This window comes from Mesorhizobium tianshanense (genome assembly GCF_007830515.1).
Lineage (GTDB): Bacteria > Pseudomonadota > Alphaproteobacteria > Rhizobiales > Rhizobiaceae > Mesorhizobium > Mesorhizobium tianshanense.
This window is the reverse complement of the sequence record NZ_VLKT01000008.1, coordinates 76065-92693: the sequence shown is the minus strand read 5'-3', so window position 1 is coordinate 92693 and position 16629 is coordinate 76065. Positions and strand designations below refer to the sequence as shown.

25 protein-coding genes are annotated in these 16629 nt (G+C 63.8%); 17 read left to right on the top strand and 8 right to left on the bottom strand.

The genetic code is table 11. The annotated features are described in order from the left end of the window. The first annotated feature begins 92 nt into the window (after nucleotides 1-92). On the top strand, nucleotides 93-713 hold the full coding sequence (locus IQ26_RS08255; protein ID WP_145715728.1) for a nucleoside/nucleotide kinase family protein: 621 nt from the start codon (nucleotides 93-95) through the stop codon (nucleotides 711-713). Between the two features lie 25 nt (nucleotides 714-738). On the opposite strand, the gene IQ26_RS40310 is transcribed toward IQ26_RS08255, so the two are convergent. Next, nucleotides 739-1035, bottom strand: coding sequence for a hypothetical protein (locus IQ26_RS40310; protein WP_240547034.1), 297 nt, complete (start codon nucleotides 1033-1035; stop codon nucleotides 739-741). 13 nt (nucleotides 1036-1048) lie between these two features. Between IQ26_RS40310 and IQ26_RS41035 the strand changes: the two genes are divergently transcribed. Beyond that, nucleotides 1049-1177, top strand: coding sequence for a hypothetical protein (locus IQ26_RS41035; protein ID WP_276316409.1), 129 nt, complete (start codon nucleotides 1049-1051; stop codon nucleotides 1175-1177). Between the two features lie 25 nt (nucleotides 1178-1202). Here IQ26_RS41035 and IQ26_RS08245 read toward each other — a convergent pair whose 3' ends face one another. The 3 genes from IQ26_RS08245 to IQ26_RS08235 all read right to left on the bottom strand — a co-directional run bounded on the left by IQ26_RS08245 (nucleotide 1203) and on the right by IQ26_RS08235 (nucleotide 3456). Continuing rightward, the gene (locus tag IQ26_RS08245; RefSeq protein ID WP_145715724.1) at nucleotides 1203-1907 is read right to left on the bottom strand and encodes a glutathione S-transferase family protein; all 705 of its coding nucleotides are present in this window, start codon (nucleotides 1905-1907) and stop codon (nucleotides 1203-1205) included. Nucleotides 1908-1988: 81 nt separating this feature from the next. Next, a complete protein-coding gene (locus tag IQ26_RS08240; RefSeq protein ID WP_145715722.1) occupies nucleotides 1989-3197 on the bottom strand; it encodes a beta-ketoacyl-[acyl-carrier-protein] synthase family protein in 1209 nt (402 codons plus the stop codon). Between the two features lie 4 nt (nucleotides 3198-3201). Continuing rightward, nucleotides 3202-3456 carry an acyl carrier protein gene (locus IQ26_RS08235; RefSeq protein ID WP_145715719.1) on the bottom strand — a complete coding sequence of 85 codons (255 nt, stop codon included), beginning with the start codon at nucleotides 3454-3456 and terminating at the stop codon, nucleotides 3202-3204. Between the two features lie 200 nt (nucleotides 3457-3656). Between IQ26_RS08235 and IQ26_RS08230 the strand changes: the two genes are divergently transcribed. From IQ26_RS08230 to IQ26_RS08210, 5 genes are read left to right on the top strand one after another with little or no spacing between them, the layout of a single operon-like run. Next, on the top strand, nucleotides 3657-4499 hold the full coding sequence (locus IQ26_RS08230) for an urease accessory protein UreD (protein WP_162457893.1): 843 nt from the start codon (nucleotides 3657-3659) through the stop codon (nucleotides 4497-4499). 28 nt (nucleotides 4500-4527) lie between these two features. Further along, entirely contained in the window at nucleotides 4528-4830 is a 303-nt protein-coding gene (locus IQ26_RS08225; RefSeq protein WP_145715715.1) for an urease subunit gamma, read from the top strand. A 10-nt stretch (nucleotides 4831-4840) separates the two neighbouring features. After that, nucleotides 4841-5095 (top strand): DUF1272 domain-containing protein, encoded by a 255-nt coding sequence (locus IQ26_RS08220; protein WP_145715713.1) that lies wholly within the window; start codon nucleotides 4841-4843, stop codon nucleotides 5093-5095. A gap of 32 nt (nucleotides 5096-5127) precedes the next feature. Continuing rightward, nucleotides 5128-5721, top strand: coding sequence for a HupE/UreJ family protein (locus IQ26_RS08215; RefSeq protein WP_145715711.1), 594 nt, complete (start codon nucleotides 5128-5130; stop codon nucleotides 5719-5721). Nucleotides 5722-5729: 8 nt separating this feature from the next. Beyond that, entirely contained in the window at nucleotides 5730-6035 is a 306-nt protein-coding gene (locus tag IQ26_RS08210; protein WP_145715709.1) for an urease subunit beta, read from the top strand. A gap of 41 nt (nucleotides 6036-6076) precedes the next feature. Here IQ26_RS08210 and IQ26_RS08205 read toward each other — a convergent pair whose 3' ends face one another. Both IQ26_RS08205 and IQ26_RS08200 read right to left on the bottom strand, forming a co-directional pair. Continuing rightward, nucleotides 6077-6571, bottom strand: a complete 495-nt coding sequence (locus IQ26_RS08205) for a hypothetical protein (protein ID WP_145715707.1) — start codon at nucleotides 6569-6571, stop codon at nucleotides 6077-6079. A 126-nt stretch (nucleotides 6572-6697) separates the two neighbouring features. Next, nucleotides 6698-7081 carry a hypothetical protein gene (locus tag IQ26_RS08200; RefSeq protein WP_145715705.1) on the bottom strand — a complete coding sequence of 128 codons (384 nt, stop codon included), beginning with the start codon at nucleotides 7079-7081 and terminating at the stop codon, nucleotides 6698-6700. Between the two features lie 178 nt (nucleotides 7082-7259). Between IQ26_RS08200 and ureC the strand changes: the two genes are divergently transcribed. From ureC to IQ26_RS08160, 8 genes are all read left to right on the top strand, one after another. Next, a complete protein-coding gene (gene ureC / locus IQ26_RS08195; RefSeq protein ID WP_145715703.1) occupies nucleotides 7260-8969 on the top strand; it encodes an urease subunit alpha in 1710 nt (569 codons plus the stop codon). A gap of 71 nt (nucleotides 8970-9040) precedes the next feature. After that, nucleotides 9041-9529 carry a DUF29 domain-containing protein gene (locus IQ26_RS08190; RefSeq protein WP_145715701.1) on the top strand — a complete coding sequence of 163 codons (489 nt, stop codon included), beginning with the start codon at nucleotides 9041-9043 and terminating at the stop codon, nucleotides 9527-9529. A 39-nt stretch (nucleotides 9530-9568) separates the two neighbouring features. Then, on the top strand, nucleotides 9569-10162 hold the full coding sequence (locus IQ26_RS08185) for a hypothetical protein (protein WP_145715699.1): 594 nt from the start codon (nucleotides 9569-9571) through the stop codon (nucleotides 10160-10162). 158 nt (nucleotides 10163-10320) lie between these two features. Then, nucleotides 10321-10905, top strand: coding sequence for an urease accessory protein UreE (locus IQ26_RS08180; RefSeq protein ID WP_145715697.1), 585 nt, complete (start codon nucleotides 10321-10323; stop codon nucleotides 10903-10905). Further along, the gene (locus tag IQ26_RS08175; RefSeq protein ID WP_162457892.1) at nucleotides 10898-11569 is read left to right on the top strand and encodes an urease accessory protein UreF; all 672 of its coding nucleotides are present in this window, start codon (nucleotides 10898-10900) and stop codon (nucleotides 11567-11569) included. The genes IQ26_RS08180 and IQ26_RS08175 overlap by 8 nt, the downstream gene beginning before the upstream one ends. Then, nucleotides 11566-12006, top strand: a complete 441-nt coding sequence (locus tag IQ26_RS08170) for a DUF3995 domain-containing protein (protein WP_145715695.1) — start codon at nucleotides 11566-11568, stop codon at nucleotides 12004-12006. Before IQ26_RS08175 ends, IQ26_RS08170 begins: the two co-directional genes overlap by 4 nt. Further along, a complete protein-coding gene (gene ureG / locus IQ26_RS08165) occupies nucleotides 12003-12644 on the top strand; it encodes an urease accessory protein UreG (RefSeq protein ID WP_145715693.1) in 642 nt (213 codons plus the stop codon). The genes IQ26_RS08170 and ureG overlap by 4 nt, the downstream gene beginning before the upstream one ends. Nucleotides 12645-12730: 86 nt before the next feature. Beyond that, a complete protein-coding gene (locus IQ26_RS08160; protein WP_145715691.1) occupies nucleotides 12731-13498 on the top strand; it encodes a class II aldolase and adducin N-terminal domain-containing protein in 768 nt (255 codons plus the stop codon). A 51-nt stretch (nucleotides 13499-13549) separates the two neighbouring features. Here the strand turns inward: IQ26_RS08160 and IQ26_RS08155 are convergent, their stop codons facing one another. Further along, nucleotides 13550-14188, bottom strand: coding sequence for an HAD family hydrolase (locus IQ26_RS08155; RefSeq protein ID WP_145715689.1), 639 nt, complete (start codon nucleotides 14186-14188; stop codon nucleotides 13550-13552). Nucleotides 14189-14397: 209 nt separating this feature from the next. On the opposite strand from IQ26_RS08155, the gene IQ26_RS08150 reads away from it, so the two are divergent. Then, nucleotides 14398-15357, top strand: a complete 960-nt coding sequence (locus IQ26_RS08150) for a sugar-binding transcriptional regulator (RefSeq protein ID WP_145715687.1) — start codon at nucleotides 14398-14400, stop codon at nucleotides 15355-15357. Nucleotides 15358-15390: 33 nt separating this feature from the next. Here the strand turns inward: IQ26_RS08150 and IQ26_RS08145 are convergent, their stop codons facing one another. After that, nucleotides 15391-15576 (bottom strand): hypothetical protein, encoded by a 186-nt coding sequence (locus IQ26_RS08145; RefSeq protein ID WP_145715685.1) that lies wholly within the window; start codon nucleotides 15574-15576, stop codon nucleotides 15391-15393. A 108-nt stretch (nucleotides 15577-15684) separates the two neighbouring features. On the opposite strand from IQ26_RS08145, the gene gcvA reads away from it, so the two are divergent. After that, a complete protein-coding gene (gcvA, locus tag IQ26_RS08140; RefSeq protein WP_145715683.1) occupies nucleotides 15685-16593 on the top strand; it encodes a transcriptional regulator GcvA in 909 nt (302 codons plus the stop codon). Nucleotides 16594-16629: the final 36 nt, after the last annotated feature.

Below are 16629 nucleotides of genomic sequence, written 5' to 3'. Positions count from 1 at the left end.
CCTTCAACAATCCCGGATTTGAAATTCCCGCGAACTACCGCCAAGATGCGATCGGAAACGCCCAGCCGGAAAGGCTCCCCAGAAAGGCTACCATGTCCGAGGTCGCTCATCTCGCCGCCACCATCTTCAAGCGCGCCGGCAAGGCGCAGCGCTTTGTCGTCGCCATTGCCGGCCCTCCGGGCGCCGGCAAGTCGACGCTTTCGGCCCGCCTGCATGAGCTGCTGCCGGAAGGCGCGGCCGAAATCGTGCCGATGGATGGGTTCCACTACGACGATGTCGTGCTCGAGGTGCGCGGCCTGCGCGCGCGAAAGGGCGCCCCGGAAACCTTTGACTTTGCCGGCTTCGAAACGTTGCTGAAGCGCATCCGCGCGGCCGAACCCGACATCGCCATTCCGGTGTTCGACAGGAGCATGGAATTGTCGCGCGCCGCCGCCTCGATCGTCGCTGCCGAGACCAAGTTCATCCTGGTCGAGGGCAATTACCTGCTGCTTGACGAGGAACCCTGGTCGCGGCTGGCGCCGCTGTTCGATTTCTCGATTTTCGTCGATGTGCCGCGCGCCGAACTCGAGCGCCGGCTGCTCGAGCGATGGCACGAGCATGGCCGCTCCGACGAGGATGCCCGCGCCTGGATCGCCTCCAACGACATGCCCAACATCGATCGCGTGCTTGCCCGCCGCCGCCCTGCCGATCTGGTGATCGGCGATCAAGCCTGATTTGCGGGGAAGCGCCGCCGGAACCTTAAGACTTTCCGGCCGTTATGTCAGCTACGGCAATGATGCTGACATGAGGGAGCCGTCCGATGGCAACCAAGGCAAGAAAGCCCGCGCCCGCCAAGGGCAGGGCAACTCGATCAAAGGCAATTGAATCCAAGACAGGCGCTGGCCCGGCTGTCGCCGCGCGGTCCAAGGATGCGGCAAAGCCAACCTTTGGCAAGGCGGCACCGAAGAAGGTGGTGCCGGCCGCAGCTAGGGCCACGGCAAAACCCACCCCAAAACCCGCCAAGTCCAAAAAGCCGGCACCCAGCGGCGGGTCCATGGCGGGTAACGCCATGCGTACGGTCAGGACCACGGCCAATGTCGCGGCCGGCGCGGTTGTCGCCACGGCCCGGGGCGCCGCGTCCCTTGCCGCCTCCGTCATGGGCAAGGGCGGCCCAAAAACCGGGGCCAAGGCAAAATAGGCAGAGCCGCCCCACGGCCTGCCCGTCAGGCTCTCGCCGGAATGTTCAGGCCCCTTTGCACCGCCGGCCGGGCAAGGCCGCGCTCCAGCCAGGCCGCGACATCGGGAAAGTCGTCGAAGCCGACGAGTTCCCGCGCCTCATAGAAGCCGATCAAATTGCGCACCCAGCCCAGCATGGAGATGTCGGCGATGGTGTAGTCGTCGGCCATGATCCAGCTGCGGCCCTTCAGCCTCGCCTCGAGCACGCCGATCAGCCGCCGCGATTCGTCGCGATAGCGCTCCAGCGGGCGCTTGTCGGCGATCTCGCGTCCGGCGAATTTGTGGAAGAAGCCGACCTGGCCGAACATCGGCCCGATGAAGGCCATCTGGAAGAACACCCACTGGATCGTTTCGTAGCGCCGGATAGGGTCGGCGGGGACCAGCCTGCCGGTTTTCTCACTGAGATAGAGCAGGATGGCGCCGGATTCGAACAGCCCGATCGGCTTGCCGCCCGGGCCATTCGGATCGATCATCGCCGGTATCTTGCCGTTGGGATTCAGCGACAGGAATTCCGGCGTCCAGCTTTCGTTTCTGCCGATGTTCACCGCATGCGCCTCGTAGGGCAGGCCGAGTTCCTCCAGCGCGATAGACACCTTCACCCCGTTCGGCGTCTGGGCCGAATAGAGCTGGATGCGGTCGGGATGGCTGGCCGGCCAGCGTGTGGTGATTGGAAAAGCGGTCAGGTCGGACATCGAAAACTCCTGGGGGATTTTTGCGCGGATGCGCGCGGCGCACGAAAAGTCCGCCCTATCGGGATGTGGATGAACCCGCGGTCAGACCGCCTTGAACGCCAGCACCGCATTGGTGCCGCCGAAGGCGAAGCCGTTGCTGATCGCGGCGCGCACCTTGCGCTCGCGCGCCACGTTCGGCGTGATGTCGAGATCGCAATCGGCGTCGGTTTCGCGAAAATTGGCCGTCGGCGGCACGATGCCTTCGCGGATCGCCATCACGCAGGCGATCAGCTCCAGGGCACCCGACGCGCCGAGGCAGTGGGCGTGCATCGATTTGGTCGAGGAGATCGAAAGCCTGTAGGCATGGTCGCCGAAGACGCGCTTGATCGCCGCCGTCTCGATCTGGTCGTTGGCCTTGGTGCCGGTGCCGTGCGCATTGACATAGTCGATGTCTTCCGGGTTGAGCCCGGCATCGGCGAGGCAGAAGCGCATCGCCGCCTCCGGCCCTTCGATGGTCGGCGCGACGATGTCGGACGCATCACCGGAAATGCCGGCGCCGGCAATTTCGGCCAGAATCGTGGCGCCGCGCGCCATGGCATGCTCGTAGGTTTCCAGCACAGCCATGCCGGCGCCTTCGCCGAGCACCAGGCCCTGGCGATCGGCGGAAAACGGCCGGCACGTGTCGGGCGAAAGCACCCTGAGCGCCTCCCAGCCTTTCAGGATGCCCCAGACCAGCGGCGCATCGGTACCGCCGGCGACCATGATATCGGCGCGGCCGAGCCTGATCTGGTCGACCGCCGATGCAATGGCGTGGTTGGACGAGGAGCAGGCAGAGGTTATGCCGAAGACCGGTCCGCGCAGGCCGAGATTCATGCTGACATGGCCGGCCGCGGCGCCCGGCATCACTTTCGGCACGGTGAAGATGCCGACGCGATTCTTTCCTTCGAGCAGGACGGCGCGATAGCTTTCTTCGATCGCCTCCCAGCCGCAGACGCCGACGCCGACGATGGTGCCCATCCGGTAGGTGTTGGCTTCTTGCGGGGTCAATCCGGCCTGTTGCGCGGCCTCCCGCGCGGCGATCGTCGCCAGCAGGCTGAAGCGGTCCATCGACACGACCTGCTTGCGGTCGATGCCGTGATCGGGAAGCGTCCTGATTTCGCAGCCGACCCTGATTTTCAGGTCATGCAGCTCCGAATTGACGATTGGGCCGATGGCCGAGCGGCCGGCGCGCATCTCGCCCCAGATCGCGGGCGCATTGGTGCCGAGGCCGCATATGCCGCCGATGCCGGTAATGACGACGCGCTTGTGCATTCAGTCAGGCTTTTTTCGCGATCAGCGCGCGAACCGCCTCGACCATGTCGCCGACGTTCTTCAGGTTGCTCCAGGCATCGACCGTGTTCATCTCGATCTCGATGCCGTACTGTTCCTCGAGATCGAAGATGATCTCCGTCAGTTCCAGCGAATGGATGCCAAGTGAGGTCAGTTCCGTATTGGTGGTGATTTCTTCGCCACCGGGTTCGGCATGAGCCTTGATCTTCGCGATAATGTCCGTTGCCAACTGATCGGCCATTCGGTTCCTTCCCCAACCTTGTCGTTTCCCGACGCCAACTGATCAGCGCCTCTTTTTTCCCCGGATTCGAATCGTCATCGTCGCCTTTTACCCGCCAGGCACTGCGTGACCGTACCAAGATGGCTCCTCTATAGAAACCGAAACGCTGTCAAGCAACAAGCTATATCGACAAAGCCGTCGCAGTGCTTAACGTTGGCGCCGTGGACACGATCGAACATGACTTGACCTTTGCGCCGCCGGCCCAGCGCGCCGCCGGATTGGCGCAGCTCGGCTGCGACAGGAATGGCGGCCGCACGCGTCTTCGGCGCCTCTATCAGGATGGTTCTGCCAAGATCCGCATGCCGGCAGTCTCGGCCGATCCGCTCGAAGCGGTCTTGATCAACACCGCCGGCGGGCTGACCGGCGGCGACAGCCTCGGCTGGGAGATCGATGTCGGCGCCGGCGCCGCCGCCTCTATCACGACACAGGCCTGCGAGAAGGTCTACCGCGCCGCATCCGATCGCGCCGAGGTGCGGGTGAAGCTGACGGTCGGCGCTGGCGGCCGAATCGCCTGGCTGCCGCAGGAAACCATCGTCTTTGATCGATCGGTCTTTGCCCGCAGGCTCGACCTGGAGCTTGCCGCCGGTGCCGAGGCGCTGGTGCTCGAGGCAACCGTCTTCGGCCGTCTCGCCATGGGCGAAGGCGCGACGCATGGCAATTTCCATGACCGCTGGCGCGTCAGCCAGGACGGAGCGCTCGTTCATGCCGAGGATTTCCGCATCGGGCCCGGCATTGCGGCCATTCTCAGCCGTTCCGCGGTGGCCGGCGGCGCCATCGCCATGGCGACGGTGCTGATGATCTCGCCGCGGGTGGAAGCTCTACTCGATCCGGCTCGGGACATTATCGGCGGCCAGGGCGACGCCAGTGCCTGGAGCGTGAAGAAATCTGGCAAGCTTCTTGCGAGGCTGTTTGCCGAGGACGGCTACCAGCTCCGCAAGCGGCTGGTTCCGCTTGTCGAATTGCTCAACGGACGGGCGGGTCTGCCCAAATTATGGTCACTCTGATTCCGATTACGCCATTCTAGGGAAACGCATGAACCTGACGCCAAGGGAAAAGGACAAGCTGCTCATCGCCATGGCAGCGATTGTGGCGCGCAAGCGGCTCGAACGCGGCGTCAAGCTCAATCACCCGGAGGCGATCGCGCTGATCACCGATTTCGTCGTCGAGGGCGCCCGCGACGGCCGCCTGGTCGCCGAGCTGATGGAGGCCGGCGCCCATGTCGTGACCCGTACGCAGGTGATGGAGGGCATCGCCGAAATGATCCACGACGTCCAGGTCGAGGCGACGTTTCCCGACGGCACCAAGCTGGTGACCGTGCACGAACCGATACGATGAGGAGAGGCAAATGCTTGAGCTGCGCCCCAACTGCGAATGTTGCGACAAGGACCTGCCGCCGGAGGCGACGGACGTGCTGATCTGCACCTTCGAATGCACCTTCTGCGCCGATTGCGTGGAATATGTGCTGGGCGGCGTCTGCCCGAACTGTGGCGGCAATTTTGCACCGCGCCCGATCCGCCCGACGGCGATGCTGGAGAAATATCCAGCCTCGACCAAGCGCGTGCTCAAGTCCGGGGGCTGCGGTCCCCGCAAGGCCGCCTGACCGGCATCATTCCCATAACGGAAGGCATACAGATGATCCCCGCAACGATGAAACGTACCACCCTCTCGGCGATCCTGCTTCTGGCCGCGGCGATGCCCGCCTTTGCCCATGTCGGCATCGGCACGACCTCGTCCTTCAGCGCCGGCTTCTTGCATCCGCTCTCCGGCCTCGACCACATGACGGTGATGATCGCGGTCGGGTTGTGGGCGGCGCTCAAGGGTGGCAAGGCGGTTGTTGCCTGGCCGCTCGCCTTCATCGGCGTCATGTTGGCGGGCGGTACGCTCGGCATGCTGCAGGTGCCAGTGCCGTTCGTCGAACCAGGCATACTGGCGTCCGTCGTGGTGCTGGGACTGCTGGTCGCGCTCGCGGTCGATCTTCCCGTCTCGGCCGGCGTCGCCATCATCGGCCTGTTCGCGATGTTCCACGGTCACGCCCACGGCACCGAGGTGCCTGAAAACGCCGGCGGGCTCGACTATATGGCCGGCTTTGCCGTTGCCACCGCGTTGCTCCATGCCGTCGGCATCGCTGCCGGCCTTGGCTTTGGCGTCAGGTTCCCCGGCCTCGCCCGCGCCGCTGGCGGCGCCTGTGCTGCCGTCGGCGCCGGCCTCGTCTTCGGCGTCTTGTGAGGCTGGCGATGATCCCGGGCGAAATCATCGCAGCAGGCGGCGAGATCGAACTGAACAAGGGCCAGCCGACCATCACCATGAAAGTGGCCAACAGCGGCGACCGGCCGATCCAGGTCGGCAGCCACTACCACTTCTTCGAAACCAATGAGGGGTTGAAATTCGATCGCGACAAGGCGCGGGGCATGCGCCTCGACATCGCCGCCGGCACGGCGATGCGTTTCGAGCCCGGCCAGGAACGCGACGTCACCTTGGTGCCGCTCGGCGGCAAGCGCGAGGTCTACGGGTTTCAGCAGAAGATCATGGGCGCGCTGTGAAATCCCTCGCTGTGAGGTCCAAGGCGTCGAGCAATTTCGGCTCAGCTGGGCGGCTTTGCCGCCGCGTAGATGACGACCTTTCCAGAATCGTCGAATTCCACGGCGAGGACGTCTTCGGTCAGTACGCGTCGCGAGTCGATGGCGTTGAACAGCAATGCGTTCGCCTCGATCTCCTCGCGCAGTTCCGTAATGTCGTCCTGATGTTGCTCGACCTTGGTCTCGATCGCCGGCGGCAGGCCGCCTTCCGTGCGCGCGGCGTCGGTAAGGAATACGATATCGACCTTGTCGAGCTTGGACGTCTTGCGCACCGTGCCGATATTTTCACGCGTCCGGTCGATCGCCGTGGTGACCTTCCCGGCTTCCACAGCCGTGTTGGTCTCTTCCTGCCCGACCTCCGAGCCGATGATCTTGTTGACGGTGTCCGGGCCTTCAAGGCCCTGTGCATTCAGCGCGGCCTGAGGAACGCTCGCCGCAAGAAACGCAGTTGCGGCAATCATATGCAGCCATCTAGTGTCGGGGAAGGTGGTGATCGCCATCGCTCGCTCTCAGGGGCCCTTTCGAGAACCGTTGCCACGCCAAACAGTCGAAACGTAATCTGCCCTGCGAAGGTTCCCTCCCCGATGCGGCGGGCCGACCTTGCGCCGGCCCGCCATAGCGCATCGTCAGCTCGCTTTCTTGGTGATCAGGGTCAGGGCGCCGTTGGCGTCCATGCTGGCGGCGATCACTTGCGCCGAGGTGAGCCCCTTGGCTTCGAGCGCGGATTTGACCTGGGGCGTCGCGTCGATCGAGCCGCGCAATTTCTGCAGGCCGTCCTCGCCGCGCTTGGCGATCACTTCGTTGACCTTCGTCTTCGTTTCCTCAGGCAGTTCCTCGATGTCGACGATGTTGACGGTCTGAATCGTCGGCACGGCGGGCTGAGCGCCGGGTGCCGCGGGAGCGGGCGAAGCCGGCGGCTCGCCGGGTTGCTGCGCAGGCTGTTGCTGGGCGCTGGCAGCGGTCGCGAGCAGGAGGGTGGCGGCGGCTGCAAGACGTATCGTTTTGCGCATGGATCTTCCTTTCCATCGATTGGCAAACGGTCGTTTTGGGGTGACCCTGCCACCTCAAACGTTAAATGGGATCGGAAAGTGTCGCCCAGCGGGTCATTGCGTGACCATAAGGTGGCGACAATGTGGGGCCGGGCTTCGATAGGCTCGATCTTGGGCCGTATTTCGGGAGCAATTGCTGATGGCTAGAATCACCCGTGCCGCCTATGCCCAGATGTATGGCCCGACCGTCGGCGACAAGGTGCGGCTTGCCGATACCGAATTGTTCATCGAGGTCGAAAAGGACTTCACCCTTCATGGCGAAGAGGTGAAATTCGGCGGCGGCAAGGTCATCCGCGACGGCATGGGCCAGAGCCAGGTATCCCGCGCGCAAGGCGCGGTCGACACCGTCATCACCAATGCGCTGGTCGTCGATGCGTCAGGCATCTTCAAGGCCGATATCGGCCTCAAGGATGGACGCATCGCCGCGATCGGCAAGGCCGGCAATCCCGATACGCAAAACGGCGTCACCATCATCATCGGCCCTGGCACCGAGATCATCGCCGGCGAAGGCAAGATCCTCACCGCCGGCGGCTTCGACGCGCATATCCACTTCATCTGCCCGCAGCAGATCGAGGAAGCGCTGATGTCGGGCATTACCACCATGCTCGGCGGCGGCACCGGCCCGGCGCATGGCACGCTGGCGACGACCTGCACGCCTGGGCCGTGGCATATGGCGCGCATGATCGAGTCCTTCGACGCCTTCCCGATGAACATCGGCCTGTCGGGCAAGGGCAATGCCTCGCTGCCGGCAGCACTTGAGGAGATGGTGCTCGGCGGCGCCTGCTCGCTGAAGCTGCACGAGGACTGGGGCACGACGCCTGCGGCGATCGACTGCTGCCTGTCGGTCGCCGACGATTACGACGTACAGGTGATGATCCACACCGACACGCTGAATGAGTCCGGCTTTGTCGAGAACACGGTCGCCGCGATCAAGGGCCGCACCATCCACGCCTTCCATACCGAGGGCGCCGGCGGCGGCCATGCGCCTGACATCATCAAGGTTTGCGGCCTGCCCAACGTCATCCCGTCCTCGACCAATCCAACCCGGCCCTACACGGTCAACACGCTGGCCGAGCATCTCGACATGCTGATGGTCTGCCATCATCTGTCGCCGTCGATCCCCGAAGACATCGCCTTTGCCGAAAGCCGCATCCGCAAGGAAACCATCGCCGCCGAGGACATTCTGCACGACATCGGCGCCTTCTCGATCATCTCGTCGGACAGCCAGGCCATGGGCCGCGTCGGCGAAGTGGCGATCCGCACCTGGCAGACCGCCGACAAGATGAAGCGCCAGCGTGGTTCGCTGCCGCAGGAAACCGGCGACAACGACAATTTCCGCGTCCGCCGCTACATCGCCAAATACACGATCAATCCGGCCATCGCGCATGGCCTGTCGAACGAGATCGGCTCGGTGGCGGTCGGCAAGCGCGCCGACCTGGTGCTGTGGAACCCGGCCTTCTTCGGCGTCAAGCCCGACATGGTGCTGATCGGCGGCATGATCGCCGCCGCCCCGATGGGCGATCCCAACGCCTCGATCCCGACGCCGCAGCCGATGCACTACCGACCGATGTTCGGCGCCTATGGGAAGGCGATGACCAATTCGTCGGTGACCTTCGTTTCCAGGGCCGCGCTCGATGCCGGCCTGCGCGGCAGGCTCGGCGTCGACAAGCAGATGGTCGCCGTCGAGAACACCCGCGGCGGCATCGGCAAGCATTCAATGGTGCTCAACGACGCCACCCCGCATGTCGAGGTCGATCCCGAAACCTACGAGGTCCGCGCCGACGGCGAGCTTTTGACCTGCGAACCGGCAACGGTGCTGCCGATGGCGCAACGGTACTTTCTATTTTGATCTGTGCGGTCGCTGTGCCAAGGGGCCGAGCGAGTTTTGCGATTGCCCCGAAATTGGGGCATGATGCGCCCATGAACAGGATTGATCGCCTCAGGGCTCATACGCCCTACGAAACAGACTTCGCGCAATGGTGCGCGGAGCAGGGCGCGTTGTTGCGCGAAGGGCGTCTTTCCGACCTTGATCGGGAGAATCTGGCCGAGGAGGTCGAAAGCTTGGGGAGGAGGGACAGGCGGGAGATACGCAGCCGCATGGAGGTGTTGATTGCACATCTCCTGAAATGGGAATTCCAACCGGGTCACAGATGCCATAGCTGGCAGGCGTCAATCTCCGAACAGCGCATCTGGATCGGCAACATCGTCAAGGACAGCCCAAGCCTTCGCCGGTATCCTGCACAGATTTTCGACGAGGCATACGGACACGCTTTGCCTGTCGCGGTAAGGGAGACGGGCCTAAAGAAATCCCATTTTCCAAGTGAACCTCCCTTCACATCCAAACAGGCGCTCGATGGACGATTTTGGCCAGGCGGTCCACTTTCGATGGACGATTTTCTACGGGACTAGCCGCTTTTTCCTTTATTGCGTTTCATGTTAGGGCGGCCCATGGAACAGCAGCTCGTCTCTGCCCATGACATCTTCCCGCATATCCGCATCGTCATGGGCATGGTGATTGGCCTCGGCGTCACGCGCCTTCTGTCAGGGCTCGCCCGCATCGTCCAGCATCCCGGCCAGTACCGGCTCTATCCCGTGCATCTGGCCTGGGTCGGCTCCATGCTCCTGCTGCTGGTGCATTTCTGGTGGTGGGAATTCGATCTCTACGCCCTTCAGACCTGGACCTTCGGCAAATACCTGTTCATCATCTTCTATGCCGTCACGCTGTTCCTGCTCTGTGCGTTGCTGTTCCCGGACTCGATGCTCGACTACACCAGCTACGAGGATTTTTTCTATTCGCGCCGTGCCTGGTTCTTCGGCCTGCTGGCGACGACATATCTGCTCGACGTCGTCGACACGCTGCTGAAAGGGCCGGAGCATTTCGCCCATTTCGGCGTTGAATATTTGATCCGTACGCCGGTTTTCGTCGCGCTTTGCGTCGTCGCGATACTTGTTCGCGACCGCCGCTTTCACATCGCCTTCGTCGCCGGCACGCTGGTCTATCAGATATCCTTCATCCTGCGGCTCTTCGACACGATCGCCTGACTACAGCGCCGCGCGTCCTTTCGGACGCGCAAAGGACGCTGTAGAAACTTGATTTGGCGCATGATCCTTTCCGAAATCGAATACGATTTCGGGGTCATGCGCCGCCGTTGGGCCGATGTTCGCGATGGGTTAGGGTTACGGAAAAGGCAGGTTTTGACATGAAGCTCGACATCCGCACCGACTTCACCAAATTCCCGCGCGCCGTCTCGGTGCTCACCGCCGGCGAAGCGGGAGCGGTCACGCCCTATGATCGTGCCGTGCTTGCCCATGACGAGCGGCATCTGCGCCGCAGGGTCATCGAACTTGCCGGCGGAGACAGGGTGCTGGTCGATCTGCCCGAACCGGTTGCCTTGGGCGACCGCGACCGGCTGGTGCTGGAGGATGGCCGCCATGTCGAGATCGTCGCGGCTGAGGAGCCGCTCTATGACATCCGTGCTGAGAGCGCGGTGCACCTGGCCGAGCTCGCCTGGCATATCGGCAACCGGCATCTTGCGGCCGCCATCGAAGCGGAACGCATCCTCATCCTGCGCGATCATGTCATCAAGGCGATGCTGGAAGGCCTGGGTGCAACCGTGCGCGACGTCTCCGAACCGTTCGTGCCGGTGCGTGGCGCCTATTCCGGCCATGCTCATGCCGAGGCGCATGCGCACAGCCATGCCGAGGCGCATTCTCATGCCCATAGCGAGTCGCATTCCCACTCGCACAGCCATTCGCACGACCACGACAGCCATAACCATGACTGACCAGCCTTCCAGCATAGCCGTGTTGCGGCTGATGGCCTGGCTGTCGCCTTCCTTCCCGGTAGGCGGCTTTTCCTACAGCCATGGTCTGGAACAAGCCGCGCATGCCGGGCTGGTTGCTGACGGCAAAGACCTCGCCGCATGGCTGGAGACGCTGGTCGAGATGGGCTCGGGCTGGAACGACGCGGTGCTGTTTGCCGAAAGCTGGCGGCGCGCCCGCGAGGGCGGCGATCTCGATGAGATCGCGGCACTTGCCGAGGCCTTGGCCGGCTCGCGCGAGCGCCACACTGAAACCATGCTGCAAGGGGCGGCCTTCCTGAAGGCGGCCTCGGCCTGGCCCTGCCAAGTGCTGGAACGTCTGCCGGCCGAATGCCCTTATTGCGTCGCTGTCGGCGCGGTGGCCGGTGGCAATGGCATTGCGCTGCAAGACGCGCTCTCCGCCTTCCTTCAGACCTTCTTCTCCAACCTCGTCCAGGCCGCGATCAGGCTGGGCGTCGTCGGCCAGACAGAAGCCATCGCGCTGCTCGCCAGCTTCGAGCCGCTGGCGCTCAGCGTCGCCGCTCGCGCCGCGCGCTCGACGCTTAACGATCTCGGCGGCTGCGCCTTCGTCTCGGATGTCATGGCGATGAAGCACGAAACGCAATATTCGCGGCTGTTCCGTTCATGATCATCCTCGCCTTCACGCTCTCGTTCGTCCTGCTGCTGATCACCACGCTGCATGTCTATTGGGGCATTGGCGGCATCTGGCCGGGCCGGGACGCTGCCTCCTGCGCCCGCGCGGTGGTCGGCTTTCGCGGCGTCGACGAAATGCCGGCGCCCTTCGCCAGCTTCGCCGTTGCCGCATGCCTCGGCCTGGCGACACTGTGGCCGATGGCGCTTGAAGGCGTCTTTGCCACGCCCTTTCCAAAGGCCGGGCTTGTCGCCACCGCGCTGCTCATCGCGCTCGTCTTCCTGGCGCGCGGCATTGCCGGCTTCACGCCCTGGTGGCGCCGGCTGACGCCGGAACAGCCTTTCGCGCGGTTCGATGTCAGCTATTATTCGCCGCTCTGCTTGGTTGTAGGGCTCGGCTTCGCCATTCTTGCCGTCACGGAGTTCCCTAGATGACACAAGCCAACGGTCCTCTTCGCATCGGCATCGGCGGCCCCGTAGGCTCCGGCAAGACGACGCTCACCGAAAAGCTCTGCAAGGCGCTGCGCGACGAATTCTCCATCGCCGTCGTCACCAACGACATCTACACCAAGGAAGACGCCATGATGCTGGCCCGGCTTCAGGCGCTTTCCGAGGATCGTATCATCGGCGTCGAGACCGGCGGCTGCCCGCACACGGCCATCCGCGAGGACGCCTCGATCAATCTGCAGGCGATCGCCGAGATGAACAAAAGATTCCCGGATCTCGATATCGTCTTCATCGAATCGGGCGGCGACAACCTTGCCGCCACGTTTTCCCCCGACCTTGCCGACCTGACGCTCTATGTCATCTCGGTCTGCCAGGGCGAGGAGATCCCGCGCAAGGGCGGCCCGGCGATTACCCGTACCGACTTCCTGGTCATCAACAAGAGCGATCTCGCCCCCTATGTGAACGTCAATCTCGACGTGATGGAGGCAGACGCCGCCCGCATGCGCGGCAAGCGGCCCTTCGGCTTCACCGACCTGTCGCGCGGCAAGGGCCTGCAGGAGGTGATCGATTTCATCATCGAGCAAGGCGGGCTAAGGGTTCGCGCCTCCACGAGCACGGCTGCGTAAGGCAACGGCGCTCGTCTGCACCAAACGAAACCGGTTGCGTGCCCCTCCGGCGCGCGGCATCCTTGCTTCTTTCACGGAGGTTTTCGATGAGCATCGCCCGCCTGCAGAAGGAAATGCTGACCAACCTGCCCTTCCACGAGGAGCGTGTCGATCTGGCTTGCGCCTTCCGCTGGACGGCGCGGCTCAACATGCACGAGGCCGTGGCCAATCATTTCTCGCTGGCCGTCAACGATGACGGTTCGCAATTCCTGATGAACCCCAACCAGGTGCATTTCTCACGCATCAAGGCGAGCGACCTGCTTTTGATCGACGCCAACGATCCCGACACGCTCTCCGGCCCGAATGCACCCGATCCGACGGCATGGGGCCTGCATGGCGCCATCCATCGCAATGTGCGTCATGCGCGCTGCGTCATCCATGTGCACTCGATCCACGCCACGGTGCTCGCTTCGCTCGCCGACTCGACGCTGCCGCCGATCGACCAGAACTCGGCGATCTTCTTCAACCGCCATGTCGTTGACGGCCATTATGGCGGGCTCGCCTTCGAGGAGGAGGGCGAACGCTGCGCGCAGCTGCTTACCGATCCGAAGGTCAAGGTGATGGTCATGGGCAATCATGGCGTGCTTGTCATCGGCGATACCGTCGCCGACACCTTCAACCGCATGTTCTATTTCGAACGCGCCGCCGAGACCTACATCAAGGCGCTGTGGACCGGCCGTCCGCTACGGGTCCTGTCGGACGAAATCGCCGAAAAGGCGGCAAGGGAACAGGAAGATTATCCCGGCCAGGCCGAACGGCATTTGTCCGAACTGAAGGCGATCCTCGACGAGCAGGAGCCGGTCTACCGGAACTGATGTCCAGCATGATCCCGAAAAGTGGAACCCGGTTTTCGGGAAAGATCATGCTTAAAATGGAAGCCCCAGCTCAGCCCGCAATTCGTCGGCGCTGTTGATGCTTGTCGCGCCGGGCGGCCCATCCATGGGCACTTCCGGCCAGAAGATCGTCCTCATCCCCGCCGCCAGCCCGGCCGTAACGCCGGTCGCGCTGTCGTCGACGGCCACGGCATCGGCTGGATCGACACCGGCCAGCCAGGCAGCCCGCAGGAAGGGTTCGGCGTGCGGCTTGCCTTCGTGCACGTCATTGCGGCTGACGGTCTTCATGCCGGGATAGACGAGGCCGACCGCGCGCAGATTGGCGTCGACGATCAGCCGGTCGGAATTGGACACCACCGCTTGCGCCACGCCAAGCGCGCGCAGTTCGTTGAAGATCTCGATCGCGCCGGGCCGTGGCTTCAGCGTCTCGGCCATCGGCAGGTAGTGGTCGTATTTGCGTACGATCCAGTCGTCGAAGGGCAGGTCGAGGCCGAACTCGTCGCGCAGCATCTCGTAGACCGGCCATGCGGCAATGCCGAGCACCCGCTCATGCAGGTTGGCCGGCGCCGCGATGCCGACGCTATGCAGCGCCGCTACCAGCGCAGCCTCGTGCAAGGGCTCGCTGTCGACCAGTGTGCCGTCCATATCCCAGAAAACCGCTTTCGGCGTCATGCAAGAATCCCTTTTCGATCCCCTTAAAGCGTTTGTGATGGGAGATAAACCTTCGAGCCGCTGTCAGCGGTGCCGACCTAGCAGAATCCTCGCTCGTTCTTGCAGAAACATGCAAGCAATTGCTCTGATGAATGGCAATTGCGCGCAAGCGCATTCCCTGCAAGACTATAGCGCCCGCTCAAATGCTCGGCGGGCTTGGAGGCAAAGGCTTGAAATCGCGGCAGGACAGCGGCAGCAGCAGATTGGATGACGCGGCACGCGCCGGCTGGCTCTATTATGTCGCCGGCAATACGCAGGACCAGATCGCCTCGACGCTCGGCATTTCGCGGCAGACGGCGCAGCGGTTGGTGTCGTTGGCGGTGTCGGAGGGGCTGATCAAGGTGCGTGTCGACCATCCGATCGCCAATTGCCTCGACCTCGCGGCGCGGCTGAAATTGCGCTTCGCGCTCGATCTGGTTGAGGTAGTGCCGAGCGATCCCGCTTCCTCCTCCACCATCATCGGCATCGCCGTGGCGGCGGCTGCCGAGATCGAGAGACGGTTGCGGTCGCCGGTGCCGATCGTCATGGCGATCGGCACCGGCCGTACGCTGAAGGCGGCAATCGAGCAACTGCCGCCGATGGAATGCCCGCAGCACAAGATCGTGTCGCTGACCGGCAACATCTCGCCCGACGGCTCGGCCGCCTTCTACAACGTCATCTTCACCATGGCCGACAGGGTCAAGGCGCGGTCCTTCCCGATGCCGCTTCCGGTCATCGCCTCCTCGCCGGAGGAGCGCGAGATGCTGCACAACCAGCCGATGATCCGGCCGACACTGGCGTTGGCGGCGGAGGCCGACGTCACGTTCGTCGGCATCGGCGATCTCGGCCCCAAGGCGCCGCTTTACGAGGACGGCTTCATTTCGGAGAGTGAATTGAAGGCGCTGCAAAAGGCGGGCGGCGTCGCCGAGATCGTTGGCTGGGTGTTCGATCGCGAAGGTCGTATGATCGAAGGCATCACCAACGACCGGGTATCGTCGGCTGCGCTGCCGTCGCGCGAAAAGTCACTGGTGATCGCCCCGGCCATGGGCGAGCGGAAACTGCCGGGCATCCTTGCGGCTGTGAACCGGCGGCTGGTCAACGGCCTCATCACCGATGAGCGGACCGCCGCCGCCCTGCTGGCCGCGGGTTGATCTCCGATAAATTCGGCAGGTAGGTTCGGCGCGCTATTGGCGCCGGCCGCGAGGATCGTTGCCGTCCAGAAGACCCATGTCGCGCTGCAGATGCGGCGGCAACGCCATGAGGTCGAGATAGGCCCGTTTCCTGGCCCCGCGCCGTGCCAGTCCACGCACCAGCCACGAAAGCCAGCTTTGGCCTGGAGTTAAGAGCAGCTTTTCCTGTACCGTGGTCATGATCATCGGCCTCCGCTATGTCTAGCGCATGTGATCGTCCGCTCAGATATCGGCAGGATCGGCCGTTGCTGCCAATCAAACGTCGATCACGGCCCATAAGGAGGGCTTATGCCTGAACTCAAGTCCCGGCAGGTCTCCCAGCTCCCGCCGCTTCAGGCGATCCGGGTGTTCGAGGCGGTGGCAAGGCATCTTTCCTTCACCAGGGCCGCCGGCGAGCTCGGCATGACGCAGGCGGCGGCGAGCTACCAGATCAAGCTTCTGGAGGAGCGCGTCGGCGCGCCTTTGTTCCTGCGCCGTCCCAGGCAGATCGAGCTGACAGAGGCCGGGCAGCGTCTGGCTCCCGCGGTCAGCGAGGCCTTCGCCCTGTTAAGCGGAGCCTATGCCGCTGCGCGCAGCGGCGCCGATGGCGTGCTGTGCGTTTCGACGCTGCTGACGTTTGCCTCCAACTGGCTGGCCCGCCATCTCGGCTCGTTCCAGGTCGCGCATCCGTCGCTGGCAGTGCGCCTCGACACCTCGAACCGCGTTGTCGATTTCGCACGCGAGGATATCGATATCGCCATTCGCTCCGGCGGCGGCACCTGGCCGGGGGTCGAGGTTCACAAGCTCTTCAATGCGGATTTCACGCCGGTTCTGAGCCCGCAGCTCGCGGCCAGCATCGGCGGCGTCAGGGAGCCGGCCGACCTGCTGCGTTTGCCGATCCTTGATCCCAGTGACATCTGGTGGCGGGACTGGTTTATCGCCGCCGGCCTGCCCGTCGAGGAGCTGGCCAAGCGCCCCGGCTCCAGCATGGGTGCGCAGGCCTATGAGGCGAACGCCGCGATTGCCGGGCAGGGCGTGGCGATCGTGACCAGGGCGCTGTTCAGTGCCGAACTTGCCGACGGCCGTCTGATCCAGCCTTTCGACCTGGTCGGCGACGACGGCCACGCCTATTGGCTGGTCTATCCCCAGGCAAGGCGCAACGTGCCGAAGATCCGCGCTTTTCGCGAATGGATCCTGGCCGAGATCTCCAGCCGATAATCCGACATTTCGCGCGCCGAGACCCATCCCAACCGT